Origin of the sequence: Desulfovibrio sp. (assembly GCF_035644575.1) — a bacterium.
Taxonomy (GTDB): domain Bacteria; phylum Desulfobacterota; class Desulfovibrionia; order Desulfovibrionales; family Desulfovibrionaceae; genus Desulfovibrio.
In genome coordinates, this window is sequence record NZ_DASQOG010000094.1 from 1 (window position 1) to 12,433 (window position 12,433).

Annotated in this window: 12 protein-coding genes; 3 read left to right on the forward strand and 9 right to left on the reverse strand. The window is 57.9% G+C overall.

All coding sequences use genetic code 11. The annotated features are described in order from the left end of the window. The 3 genes from VEZ52_RS05070 to VEZ52_RS05080 form a co-directional block, all read left to right on the forward strand. A partial coding sequence (locus VEZ52_RS05070) for an efflux RND transporter permease subunit (protein ID WP_324835823.1) occupies window positions 1–2,164 on the forward strand: 2,164 nt, incomplete at its 5' end. Then, entirely contained in the window at window positions 2,161–3,702 is a 1,542-nt protein-coding gene (locus VEZ52_RS05075) for an efflux transporter outer membrane subunit (RefSeq protein ID WP_324835824.1), read from the forward strand. The genes VEZ52_RS05070 and VEZ52_RS05075, both read left to right, overlap by 4 nt. 173 nt (window positions 3,703–3,875) lie before the next feature. Continuing rightward, window positions 3,876–4,559 carry a hypothetical protein gene (locus VEZ52_RS05080; protein ID WP_324835825.1) on the forward strand — a complete coding sequence of 228 codons (684 nt, stop codon included), beginning with the start codon at window positions 3,876–3,878 and terminating at the stop codon, window positions 4,557–4,559. A gap of 88 nt (window positions 4,560–4,647) precedes the next feature. Here VEZ52_RS05080 and VEZ52_RS05085 read toward each other — a convergent pair whose 3' ends face one another. From VEZ52_RS05085 to VEZ52_RS05125, 9 genes are all read right to left on the reverse strand, one after another. Then, window positions 4,648–5,073 carry a hypothetical protein gene (locus VEZ52_RS05085; RefSeq protein WP_324835826.1) on the reverse strand — a complete coding sequence of 142 codons (426 nt, stop codon included), beginning with the start codon at window positions 5,071–5,073 and terminating at the stop codon, window positions 4,648–4,650. After that, window positions 5,070–5,387 (reverse strand): hypothetical protein, encoded by a 318-nt coding sequence (locus VEZ52_RS05090; RefSeq protein ID WP_324835827.1) that lies wholly within the window; start codon window positions 5,385–5,387, stop codon window positions 5,070–5,072. Before VEZ52_RS05090 ends, VEZ52_RS05085 begins: the two co-directional genes overlap by 4 nt. A 134-nt stretch (window positions 5,388–5,521) precedes the next feature. Beyond that, window positions 5,522–6,190, reverse strand: a complete 669-nt coding sequence (locus VEZ52_RS05095) for a flagellar basal body-associated FliL family protein (RefSeq protein ID WP_324835828.1) — start codon at window positions 6,188–6,190, stop codon at window positions 5,522–5,524. Between the two features lie 289 nt (window positions 6,191–6,479). Further along, a complete protein-coding gene (locus VEZ52_RS05100; protein ID WP_192112196.1) occupies window positions 6,480–6,860 on the reverse strand; it encodes a chemotaxis response regulator CheY in 381 nt (126 codons plus the stop codon). A 77-nt stretch (window positions 6,861–6,937) separates the two neighbouring features. Further along, complete coding sequence (locus VEZ52_RS05105; RefSeq protein ID WP_324835829.1) at window positions 6,938–7,717, reverse strand: FliA/WhiG family RNA polymerase sigma factor; 780 nt, start codon at window positions 7,715–7,717, stop codon at window positions 6,938–6,940. Window positions 7,718–7,886: 169 nt separating this feature from the next. Beyond that, window positions 7,887–8,699, reverse strand: a complete 813-nt coding sequence (locus VEZ52_RS05110) for a MinD/ParA family protein (RefSeq protein ID WP_022657631.1) — start codon at window positions 8,697–8,699, stop codon at window positions 7,887–7,889. A gap of 33 nt (window positions 8,700–8,732) precedes the next feature. After that, complete coding sequence (locus VEZ52_RS05115) at window positions 8,733–9,776, reverse strand: flagellar biosynthesis protein FlhF (RefSeq protein ID WP_324835830.1); 1,044 nt, start codon at window positions 9,774–9,776, stop codon at window positions 8,733–8,735. 275 nt (window positions 9,777–10,051) lie between these two features. Continuing rightward, complete coding sequence (flhA, locus tag VEZ52_RS05120) at window positions 10,052–12,151, reverse strand: flagellar biosynthesis protein FlhA (RefSeq protein ID WP_324835831.1); 2,100 nt, start codon at window positions 12,149–12,151, stop codon at window positions 10,052–10,054. Between the two features lie 83 nt (window positions 12,152–12,234). Then, window positions 12,235–12,433: EscU/YscU/HrcU family type III secretion system export apparatus switch protein (locus tag VEZ52_RS05125; RefSeq protein ID WP_324835832.1), on the reverse strand; the 199-nt coding region annotated here is incomplete at its 5' end.

The following is a 12,433-nucleotide window of genomic DNA, read 5'->3' on the forward strand; positions in this document are numbered from 1 at the left end:
GAGCACCCTGGTCGAAGCCATGATCCTGGTGTTCATCGTTGTTTACGTCTTTCTGCAAAACTGGCGCGCCACGCTCATTCCCTGCATTGCCGTACCTGTATCCATTATCGGCACGTTCGCGGGTCTGTACGCCTTTGGCTATACCATCAACACGCTTACGCTGTTCGCTCTGGTGCTTGCCATCGGTATCGTGGTGGACGACGCCATCGTTGTGCTTGAAAACGTTGAACGTATCATGAGTTCGGAGCATCTGCCGCCCAGGGAGGCGACAGCAAAGGCCATGAACGAAGTTACGGCCCCGGTTATCGCCATTGTGCTTGTGCTGTGCGCCGTGTTTATCCCTGTTTCGTTCATGGGCGGCCTTGCGGGGCAGATGTACAAGCAGTTTGCCATTACGATCTCGGTATCGGTGGTGCTTTCGGGCATTGTGGCGCTGACGCTCACTCCGGCGCTCTGCGCCCTGCTGCTCAAGCCGCATGCCCATGACCACACGCCTGCCAAGGGCTTTGTGTGGTTCAACTATGTGTTTGGTCGCATTACCCGCCGCTATGTAAACGCCGTGCGTTTTGTCAAAGCCTCCGCCTGGCGTGCGCTGGCGCTCTGCGTAGTCATGGTTCTGTGCATCGTGGGGCTGTTCCGCGTAGTGCCCGGCGGCCTTGTGCCGGATGAAGACCAGGGCTATCTGCTTGGTCTGGCCATTTTGGACGATGGCGCGGCCCAGCCCCGCACCCGCGCGGTCAACAAGGTGCTTACCGACTTCATGCTCAAGAACCCTGCGGTCTTGAGCGTGGGCACGCTCTCCGGTCTGGACATCACCTCCATGGCTGCCAAGAGTAACTACGGCACTTTCTTTGCCCTGCTCAAGCCCTGGGGAGAACGCAAGGATCCCAAGGAGGCCGCCAGCGTCATCGTGAACACCGTGGGCGCTGTAACCGTGATGCAGCCCGAGGCCTTTATCTTGGGCTTTACGCCGCCGCCCATCAGTGGCATGAGTAATACCGGTGGTTTTGAAGGCTATGTGCAGATGCGCGGCAGCGGCAGCCTCAAGGACATGGAAGAAGCTGCCAACAAGCTGGTGCTTGAAGTGACCTCCAAAAATGCCGACGGCACGCCCAAGTACCCGGCTGTGGGCATGGTGCGCAACCTCTTCACTACTGGTTCGCCCCAGCTCTACGCCAACCTTGACCGCGAACGCTGCAAGGATATGGGCATCAGCATCGCCGATGTGTATTCGGCCATGAGCGCCACCTTCGGCAGTTCATACGTCAACGACTTCAACCTCATGGGCCGCACCTTCCAGGTACGCTTGCAGGCTGAGGCGGATACTCGTGTGCTGCCTGAAAGCCTCAACGACATATACGTGCCCAATAAAAATGGCGAGATGGTGCCCCTGACTGCGGTAATGACCCTTGAACGCCGCACAGCTCCGCAGGTTGTGGAACGCTACAACGTGTTCCCGGCGGCCCACATCATGGGTGCGCCCTCGCCTGGGTATTCTTCGGGTCAGGCTCTCAACGAAATGGAAAAAGCCGCTTCTGTGGTTTTGTCCTCCGATTATCAGCTGGGCTGGGTTGGTACCGCCCTTCAGGAAAAGCTGGCAAGCGCCGACACCACTGTCATCTTTGTGCTGGCACTGGTCATGGTTTTCCTGATTCTTGCAGCACAGTATGAATCCTGGTCGTTGCCGCTTTCAGTGCTCACGGCCGTGCCTTTTGGCGTGTTCGGAGCATTGGTGGCGACCTGGGGTCGCGGGCTTTCCAACGACATCTACTTCCAGGTGGCACTTGTGACCCTGGTTGGTCTGGCGGCCAAAAACGCCATTCTTATCGTGGAATTCGCTGTAGAGGCCTGGCGCGCCGGGCGGAGCCTTGATGCGGCGGCCATCCACGCATCCAAGCTGCGTTTTAGGCCCATCGTGATGACCTCGCTTGCCTTTATCCTCGGCTGCGTGCCGTTGGCCATCAGCACGGGCGCGGGCGCAAACAGCCGCCACGCCATCGGCACTGCGGTCATCGGCGGCATGCTGGCGGCAACGTGCATAGCCACGCTGTTTGTGCCGTTCTTCTTCAAGGCCATCATGCAACTCTCACTGAAACTGCAGGGCAAAACCGATCCCAATGCGGGCAGGGACCACCTTGCGGAAGACCAGGAGGACGACATATGAGCGCTTCCGGCAAGGCCCCGGGCATAATGCTCAAAACACCTGCATTGGTGCTGATGCTGGCCATGCTGCTTTCGGCATGCTCTCTTGCTCCGCACTATGACAGGCCGGAGCAGGAAATGCCCAAGCAGTGGCGGGCAGTGGATATGGGTTCAGCGCCCCTGCATACCGACTGGTGGAACAGGTTTAACGACCCTGTGCTGTCAGAACTGGTTGAAGAAGCGCTGAAGAACAATCAGGATCTGGCCGAATCCATGGCCAAGATCGAATCTGCCGCAGCGAAGGTGGGCGTGGGCACTGCCGCGTTGATGCCCGTCATCAACGGTACGGGTTCCGCCGCAGCTCAGGGCGCATCAGAAAAAGCCGCCAACACGGTGCCTTTTGACCAAAGCAAGATGTCGCGTTCTACCACAGCTTACCAGGGTGCGTTGAGCGCCTCCTGGGAACTGGATTTCTGGGGCAAGATCCGTAACCAGTACACCATGCTCAGCGATATCCTGATGAACACGGTTATTGGCTACGAAGCTCTCCGCCTCTCGGTGGCCGGGCAGACGGCCCAGGGCTACTTTGCCCTGCTGGCGCAGGACATGCAGCTTGATACGGCCCGCCGTACCCTGAAATCGCGTGAGCAATCGTTCCAGATTTATACCGCCCGCTACAAGCAGGGCGATATTACCGAACTCGATTGGCAGCGCGCCCGTGCAGAGGTGGAAACAGCCCGCGCCCAGGTGCACACCAGCACCGTGGATGTGGACAAGGCAGAGGCCGGTCTGGCAGTGCTGCTTGGCCGTTCACCCCGCGACATAATGGACCGGGCAATGAAGCGCGGCCAGGGCATCCATATGTTGCCCGCGCCGCCTGTGCTGCCCGCTGGCCTGCCCTCTGATCTTCTGGAGCGTCGGCCTGACGTGCGCGCGGCAGAATTCAGCATTATGGCCTACAATGCCAATATCGGCGTTGCCCGCGCACAGTTCTTCCCCTCCATTTCCCTTACGGGCATGCTGGGTTCCCTGAGCGCTTCTGTGGGCAACCTCTTTACCGGCCCCGCTGGTACATGGAGCTATGGCGCAAGCGGCACCGTGCCCTTGCTGGATTTTGGCCGCAACTGGTATAACCTCAAGGACGCCGAAGCCCAGAAAAAGGCAGCCATCGCCGTGTATCGTAAAACCGTGCAGTCTGCCTTTGAAGACATCCGCACGTCGCTTACCTCGCAACGTGAGGCCGACCACATCGTGCGCAGCATGCAGGTGCAGGTTGAAAGTCTGCGGCGGGCCGCGCAGATTGCTGGCCTGCAATACGACAATGGCTATACGGACTACCTGACGGTGTTGGACGCCGAGCGTCAGCTTTTTGCAGCCGAACTGCGGTTGGCGACAGCGCTGCGCGACAGGCTTGATAGCGTGGTCAGCGTGTGCATGGCCCTTGGTGGCGGCTGGCAAGACCCCGGCACAAGCCCCAGCTTCCCTGTGGTGAACACAGAAAAGCTGTTGCAGGAGCAGGCTGGTGGACGGGCAAGCGCGCCTGCGGCTAAATCCGAATAATACACGAACCGAAGCGGCATGCTGCCGCTGACTGATAAACAGTGGGGGAAGCGTCTGACGGCGCTTCCCCCACTGTGCGTTTGCGCGCATAGTCGCCTGTATGGGTATTGAAACCAGTCTCGCTCGCTCGCGGGGCTTTACAGAAGGGGCAAGCCTGTCGTAAAGGGAAAAACATGGATAAAAAGTTACCCCTGATTTTCCTTTCTCTTTGCGTTGCGCTGGGCTTGTGTTGCTCTGCGCCGGGTCTGGCATGTGCCAAGGAAAATTCAGCTCCGGCAGAACAGACCGACAAAAGCACGTCTTCGAGCGCCCCCCAGAAATCCAGTGCCCAGCGCTCTGGCGAAAAAAAGGGGGTCTCTGCCAAGGCAAATCGGCGCGAGGGCAAACAGAAGGAAAAGAACTCCAAGGGTATTCACGCGCCGGCGTGGGCGTTCGGCGGCGAGGCGCAGAGCCGCGATGCATGGAGGGAGGGCACAAGCTCCAACGATCTGCAAAAGCGGGCCGTGGGGGATGACGCGCCCAAGGAAAAATCAGTAAATACAACGGCCAGCATCAATTCCGCCCTCAAGGGACCGCCAGCAAAAGAAGAACACAAAAGCGGCATGGCAGTGAGCGTGGGGCAGGAAGACTCCGCGTGGCGGAAGAAGGGGCAGCATGAAATAGAGGCTGACGAAAACGTCCCCATGCAGAGCCGTCATGTTGTGCGGGCCTATGCGGATGTGGACGCTGGCGATGACTTGAGCATCAGGGTCGGGCCTGAGCTGATCCTCAAGGATGAGCAGCGCGAGCGAACCAATGCCAACAAGCAGCCGGAATCCGCCCTGGGGCTGGGCATGCAGTTCAAGCTTGACTTCTAGCCATGTCGTCGGAGTGAGCGATTGCTTGTCTGGGACTGTGGGTTTGCATCAGGAATAGCTGCCCAGCAGCTACAGGGCAGGATGAGCGCTACTGGACGTTCTGCGCAAGGATAAGATCCACTTCATCCACGCTGAGGCCCGCGTTTTTGGCGATCTGCCGACTGCTCAGGCCTTTGCGGTGTCCATTCAAAATCAGTTCCCGCAAAAATTGGGGAGAGCGGCTGATGCCTTCGGCCTGTTCCAACAGTCGACGCAGTTCATGCGTGCGCGCTTCGAGTTTTTCATCCAGATTCCGCAGCTCTGCCTGTCGTTGGGCAAACGTAGCCACGATTTCCTTTTCCAGCCGGGCGTTCATTTCTATGCGCGCCAGCAGGCTGTCCTGATTGCCCTGCAAGGCGTTGAGCAGGGCTTCTGACCGTCGCAAGCGCAGGTAGAAAACAAGCACACCGCCAAGTATGGCAAGCTCGAAGAGGGAAAAGAGCATGATAAGTGCGTAAAGCAGGGTGTCGTTCATACTTTTATGTTCAAAAGGTTGCCCACAAGCGGGGATGAAGTTTCACCCGATGGGGTTTCCGGTTCAGGGGGGGGCCGCCGCCTTCTGCGGCTGCCAAAATGGGGTGCGCCCTGGTGATCGGCATCCGGCGTCAGCGCCGTCTGGCTTCCGGGTTCTGTGCGCGCTACCTGTTGCTGCTCCTGCTTTGCCATGGCGGCGGCAATAACGCGCGACATGGCAGCCGATGCCTGCGGGGCGACAGCAGCGGCATTGCTTACGGATGTGGCCAGGCTGGTCTGGGCATACAGCACGGCCATGGTGGCGTCAACGCTCATGGAGGCCTCCTGTTGCCGGATCCGGGGGCCTGTACGACCATTCAGAGGGTCGCGTGTGCAGCAGCAAACAGGTCTTGCGCAGCGCTCGGGCGCTGGCGTCTGCGGGCTTCAGTGCCCGGCAGATGCTGCTGTGGCTATTCGTTCAGATAACTCTCAAACAAAATGTCATCAATGCGCCCCTGCGTCAGGTAATCGTTCAGCACCCCGCCGAGGTCTTTCTTAATAGTAGCCGTATTGGCCGGATTCAGCAAAAACTCGTCCGACTTGCTGCTCAGGTAATAATACAGGGCATCGCGCAGAGGAATGAGCTTGTGGTCAATCTCCATGCCCACTCTGGGGCTTTGACTGACTGTTGAAAATTTGCAGATCAAAAAGCGCGCGCCAGTGGGTGTTTGCCGGGGAATAACAAAGGGCGCCAGTTCCTTGACGCTGTCAGGTTGGGCCGTGGGCGTTTTTGCAGAAGGCACCACGATCACCTCTGGCTTGATTGGCTCCGGTGGCGGCGGCGGGGGAGTGCGCAGTACAAACCACCAGATTGCAGCGCCTGCCACCAGCAGCACGAGCAGGCCAGCAGCGGCGGCAATGATCAGCAGCTTTTTTTTCTTCTTGGGTGGTTCGGCCCCTTCTTCAGCTACCTGAAGTGGGGCTTCCTCGGTTTTGGCCGGGGGAGGAGGCGCCTGCTCCACAAGGAACGGGGCATCGTCAAGATCAAGTTCGACCTTGCGCAGGCTTGTATCCTGGCTGACCGCAACCTGAAGTTCATCCTTGACGGGGGCGTCTTTCAAATCCTGCTTTTCAGCCACGCGCCTCTCCTGACAATCACGGCCTGTTCATCTGTTCATGCCGTGACCAGCACTACACTACCGCAACCACTAAGAACAAAAAACCCGCCCCAACCAGGTGAGCGCTTGCAGCGCTGACCCCGGCCAGGAGCGGGCCGTTAAAGCCAGGGAAATTTTGGCGCTGTGGCCAAGGGCAGGTTGCCTGCGAAAAGGCTGGCTGCCCTGCGTGGATATTTGTAGATATCCGCGCCGCGCATTCTTGCAGGACGAATGCGTATCGCAACCTGCAAGTAGTTTAACGTGGAATGCCCTAGGGAAAAATCTTGTCGATTTTCTGCTTCATCGTGTCCGCAGTGAAAGGCTTGACGATGTAGTTGGAAACTTTGGCCTGCACCGCTTCAATGATGTTTTCCTGCTGGGCTTCAGCAGTAACCATCAGAAAGGGGATGTTGGCAAACTGCTCGCTTGAACGAACCTTGCGGAGCAGATCAATGCCTGTCATCTGGGGCATGTTCCAGTCAGAAACGATAAAGTCGATCTTTTCGCGGTTCAGAACTTCCCATGCCGAGGTGCCGTCATCGGCTTCCACCACGTTCTGAAAACCAAGCTGGCGCAGAATGTTGCGCACAATACGGCGCATGGTGGAAAAATCGTCAACCACAAGAACTCGCATATTCGGATTGTAAGGCATGAGAAGAACTCCTTGAAGCGCCGTCAATATCGGTTTGCAACAGACGTTGCAGCCGTGCGCCACTGTCTGTTGTAAGCTTATATTTCAGTGCCTTCGCCGTAGAGATTATGAAACTCCTTGCGAAGGCGGCTCAGGGCCTGTGAATGTAATTGTGAAACCCTGCCTTCGGTGATGCCCATGACTTCGGCAGTTTCACGCATATTCAACTCATCAGTATAATACAGCGAGAGTACCAACTTTTCTCTTGGCGTCAAGCGGTCGATCAGGGGCGCCACGCGCTCCACAAGCTCTTGCAGGGCAGTGCTGCGGAAGGGTTCTCCACCTTCAGGGCCTTCGCCCGAGAGCGTGTCCTGAATGGCGTCAAGTGAAATCCAGAGCTGGTTTTGCAGGGCTTCAAGCCCCTGCCGCACATCGCGCATGTCGAGGCCGGTGATCTTTTGCAGCTCGTCCTCGGTGGCCTGTCGGCCTTGCTCGTGCTCAACCCTGCGCATGGCTTCATCAAGCACGCGTACACGCTGGCGCAATGACCGGGGAAACCAGTCAAGGCGGCGCAATTCGTCAAGCATGGCTCCCTTGATGCGGCTTTCGGCATACGTTTCAAAGCGTATCCCGAGCTGCGGCCTGAACTTGCCCAAGGCTTCCATGAGGCCCAGGGTGCCGGAGCTGATCAGCTCCCCAAGTTCTATGCTGCGCGGCAGCTTGGCTTTGAGCCGCAAAGCGAGAAAGCGTATCTTGGGCGCGTAGTGACGCACCACAGATTCCTGCTCTGCCGGTGAAAAGCTCTCCCAAGGGGTTGCCCCGGTTTCGAGCGCTTCCCAGGGGCAGGGAGCTTGCGCTTGCGCTGTGCCGGTCTTCATGTTGGTTTCCTTCGGATTTGCCTCTTCTACCCCGTGGCATCTGGATGCCTGTTATGCCTCGCTCCACCTGCCCGCCAAGGCTGGTTGCGCTGCGTTTTTGACACGTTGAGGTTATGGAGCGTTGTTTCTGTCGCCAAATGTCTTTCAGACCGGAATCCAACCCGCAGTTCTAGCGGAACAGCAGTTTTTTCCAGAAAAACTTGATGTTGCCGTCGAGGTTCTCGGGGGCTTCCCATGCGCTGATGTTCTTGGCCAGCGACATGGTGGCCTTTGCCGCCGGGCTTTGCGGTTCGCTTATGCAATAGGGCAACTGCTGCACCACGGCCTTGCGCACGCCTGTATCACGCGGGATAACGCCCACGAGTTCCAGGGAAACGCCACTGAGAAAATGGTCGCAGGCCTGATGCAGACGCACAAACATGTCCTTGGCCGTCTTGAGGTCCGGGGCCATGTTGACGCACACCTTGAAGCGTTCAACGCCGTGATTGTTTTTCAGCACCTTGATAAGGGCATAGGCGTCAGTGAGCGAGGTCGGTTCCGGTGTAAGCACCACCAGGCGTTCTTGCGCTGCCATGTTGAAATAGAGCACGTTGTCGCTGATGCCTGCACCTGTATCCACGATGAGGTAATCAAGCCCGTCTTCCATTTCGTCTACGGCTTCGAGCAGTTCAAGCTTCTGCCCCGTGGAAAGGGTGAGCATTTCGCTCATGCCGGAAGAAGCCGGCAAGATGGAAAAGCCGTAAGGCGTGGGAAAGAGTATGTCCGAAATGGTGGCCCCTTCGTGGAACAGATGAAAAATATTCTTCTGCGGGGTCAGACCAAGCACCACGTCTACGTTGGCCAGGCCGAGGTCGGCGTCAATAAGCACCACCTGCTTGCCCAGCTGCGCGAGGCAAATGGCGAGATTGACCGAGATATTGGTCTTGCCTACGCCGCCCTTGCCTGAGGTGACGGAAAAAACCAGAGGGAAAGTGCCGCTCATCTGTCTGCTCCACATGTTATGGCTCATGCCGCGCTAGGCGGCCTGGCCGGGAAGTTGCCTTTTGAAAATAAGACGCCAGACCAGCGGCTCGGTGGCCGGGGCGAGGCTTTCCTTGAGTTCCGCGCCGAACGACAGTGCTGAAACCGGCAATCCGGCAGCGCAGGCCACATTCACAATATTGCCGAAGCTTACGGCTTCGTCCAGCTTGGTCCATACAAGGGAGCCAGGCCCTTCAAATTTGTATCTTTGCAAAAACGCCTGTGTTTGCAGCGCGTCAAAAAATGGCGAAAGCGTAAGGTGCGTAGCGGCTTCCACAGTGTCCAGGCCCATGTCGGCCCGCCAGTGGGCAAGATTGCCGTTACGGTCAAGGCCGGGAACATCAATGAATACGGCGCGGGCCTCGCGGGTGGCGGCCAGGGCAAGTTCCATGGCCGCCTTGTCGGGCGCTTCCATATACGTAAAATTGGAAAGTTCCGCCCAGTGGCGCAAAATCAGCCTGCCGTTGCCGCGCAGGCAGTCGGCGTTGATAAAGGCAACGCGCGCTTCTGGCTCGTGCTTGCGCAGGTGCAGTGCAAAGCGCAGGGCTGTTGTGGTTTTGCCAAAACCGAAAGGCCCGGCCATCAGGTGGATGCGCTGCCGCCACTGTTCCGCTCCCCAGGCCTTAACCGGAACCATGCCGCAAAGGCATTCAAGCACAGAAGCTCCGGGTTCCGCCAGCAAACGCTGGTAGAGGTCAACCGCCACAGAGTCGGAAACACCTTCGCGCTGCAAATATTCCAGAGCAACACGCTGGCGGGGCGTGAGGCGTTCAAGCTGAATGGCAGGCTTCATCAAGGCAAAAATCTGATCCTTGAGATGCATCCATTCCTTGTGCCATTCGCCCCAGCCAGCAGGCGCGCCTGCGGCTTGCGCTGCTTCGGTCTTGGGGCGCTCTATCCCGGCAGTTATTTCATGGCAGACGGCACCGTTCTTGCGATAGGTGCGGTTGCCCAGGATAACGGCGTCAGGCCCCATCTCGGCCTTGATTCTGGCCAGAATTTCCTGTGATGTGGCCCCTGTGAACGTCTTTACCTGCATGGCCCATTCCTTTGCCTAACGGTTCAATCTCGCCCAGCGGCGCATCAGTGCCGTTTGTTTGACGATAGACCAGTATCTGCAAATTCGGGGCCAACTTTGGGGGCAGTATTGGCCCATGCGGTTTCAATCACGGGAACACAGCTGTCGCCATAGACAATACTAGCTGGTGGAAAAGTAAAAGGCAACGAATCCTGATAGCTGGAGCGTAATATAAAAAATAAAGCGGCGCTCTGACACAAGGGTCGGAGCGCCGCGTAACGTTGGGGCAGACCGGATTATTCGGCGCTTACCACGCCCACCGATTGCAGCCGGATGTCGGGCGGAATCTCCGCCTGCGAGATGACCGGCACCGTGGGCAGAAAGCGCGTGACAATCTGGGCCAGATGCGGGCGGATGATCGGCGTCACCAGCAGGACCGGCTGGGCGTCGGTATTCACCGCATTGTCGGCGGCCGTGCTGATGTTGTTCACCAGCCGCTGGGCCACAGCCGGATTCATGGAGAGGAAGGTCACGCCGTTGTCGGCATGGCGAATGCCTTCCTGCACCAGCCGCTCGGCATTGGGCGCAAGGGTCAGCACGGAAAGCGTTCCCTGGCTGTCCAGATAGGGCCGTACAATGGCGCGGGAGAGTTTTTCGCGCACATATTCCGCCAGCGTGTCGGGATTTTTGACGCTTGAGCCAAAGTCGCCCAGAGTTTCCACAATGGTGAGCATGTCGCGTATGCTGACGCTTTCGCGCACCAGCAGTTGCAGCACTTTCTGCACCACGCCAAGGGGCAGCACGTTGGGCACCAGGTCTTCCACTGCCTTGGGCGAATGCTTGGCGACCGTGTCCAGCAGCCCCTGCACGCCCTGGCGGTCAAGAAAGTCTGCCAGTTGACGCTTGAACACTTCCGTCAGATGCGTGGCGATGACCGTTGCCGGGTCAACCACCGTGTAGCCCGCGAGCATGGCTTCCTCGCGCTGGCTGTCGGGGATCCACAGGGCAGGCAGGTTAAAGGCAGGCTCGCGCGTTTCAATGCCGCTGATCTTGGTGGTCACGTTGCCGGGATCCATGGCCAGAAAGTGATCGACCAGAATTTCTGCCGAAGCCACCTGATTGCCCTTGATAAGCAGGGCGTACTGGCCGGGCTTGAGCTGAAGGTTATCGCGCAGGTGCAGCGAAGGGATGACCACGCCCATGTCCAGCGCAAACTGTCGGCGTATGGAGCGGATGCGGGCCAGCAGGTTGCCGCTCTGTTCTTCATCAACCAGGGGGATGAGGCCGTAGCCCACTTCAAGTTCAAGTGTATCAAGGGGCAACAGTGCCTGTACCTCTTCCGGCGTGTCGGCGGTGCCGGAACCGCTTTTCTTTTTCTTGTCTGCCTTGGCCTTGTCGGCGGCCTCCTGATCCTTGTTTTCCGTGAGGCGGCTTACCACAAAGATAAGGATGGATATGCAGAGGAAGGGGATGGTCGGCAGGCCGGGAACCAGCGCAAACAGCAGCAGCACGGCCGAGACCATCTTGAGCGCACGGCTGTTGAAGGTAAGCTGGGCCAGAAATTCTTCGCCCATCTTGGCTTCGGAGGCGGCGCGCGAAACCAGCAGACCAGTGCCGGTGGAAACAATGATGGAAGGTATGGTGGAAACCAGACCGTCACCGATGGTCAGCAGAGAATAGGTGGTAAGGGCTGTGTTCCAGTCCATATCCTTCTGGACCATACCAATGATGATACCGCCCACAAGGTTCACCAGGGTGATGAACATGCCTGCGTTCACGTCGCCCGAAACAAATTTGCAGGCACCGTCCATGGCGCCGTAAAAATCTGCTTCCTTGCGCAGGCCCGCGCGGCGGGCATTGGCCTGTTCTTCATCCAGCAAGCCAGCGTTGAGGTCGGCTTCAATGGCCATCTGCTTGCCGGGCATGGCGTCCAAGGTGAAGCGGGCAGCCACTTCTGCGATACGCGTGGTACCAGCGGTGATAACGGTCTTGTTCAGAATGAACAGGATCATAAAAATAACGGCGCCCACAACGTAGCTGCCGCCTACAACAAACTGGCCGAACGCGCGGATGACTTCGCCCGCGGCGTTTGCGCCCATATTGCCGTTGAGCAGAATAAGGCGGGTGGACGCCACGTTGAGCGCCAGCCGCAGAAGGGTCGTGACCAGCAGCAACGAAGGAAAGATGGTAAATTCCAGCGGCGAGGTCATGAACATGGTGGTTACAAGCACCAGCAGTGAAATGGAAATACTGACGCAGAGCATGAAATCGAGAAAAAACGTGGGCAGAGGCACCAACATGACAAACAGGATGATGACCACGCCGGCTGCAAGAAATATTTCGCCGTTTTTTGAAAATCGAGCGTAATCAAGCTGGGGGATTACTGCGGCAGCCATTTTTATGACACCTCTCTGCGTTGGTTCCCGAAAGCGGGCTTACCCTGGAACGTATGGGCAAGATGGAAAAAGTCCATGTCTTTTTAGTGTTTTACCACTTTGGGCTTGATCTTCCAGATGCTGGCCAGCACGGAAGCCACAGCTTTGTAAAGCTCTTCGGGAATCATGTCGCCCACCTCTGTGGACTTATACAAAGCCCGTGCCAGAGGCACGTTTTCGCGAATGGGAATCCGGTTTTCGCGGGCTACTTCCTTGATTTTTTCGGCCAGATGGTCTGCGCCC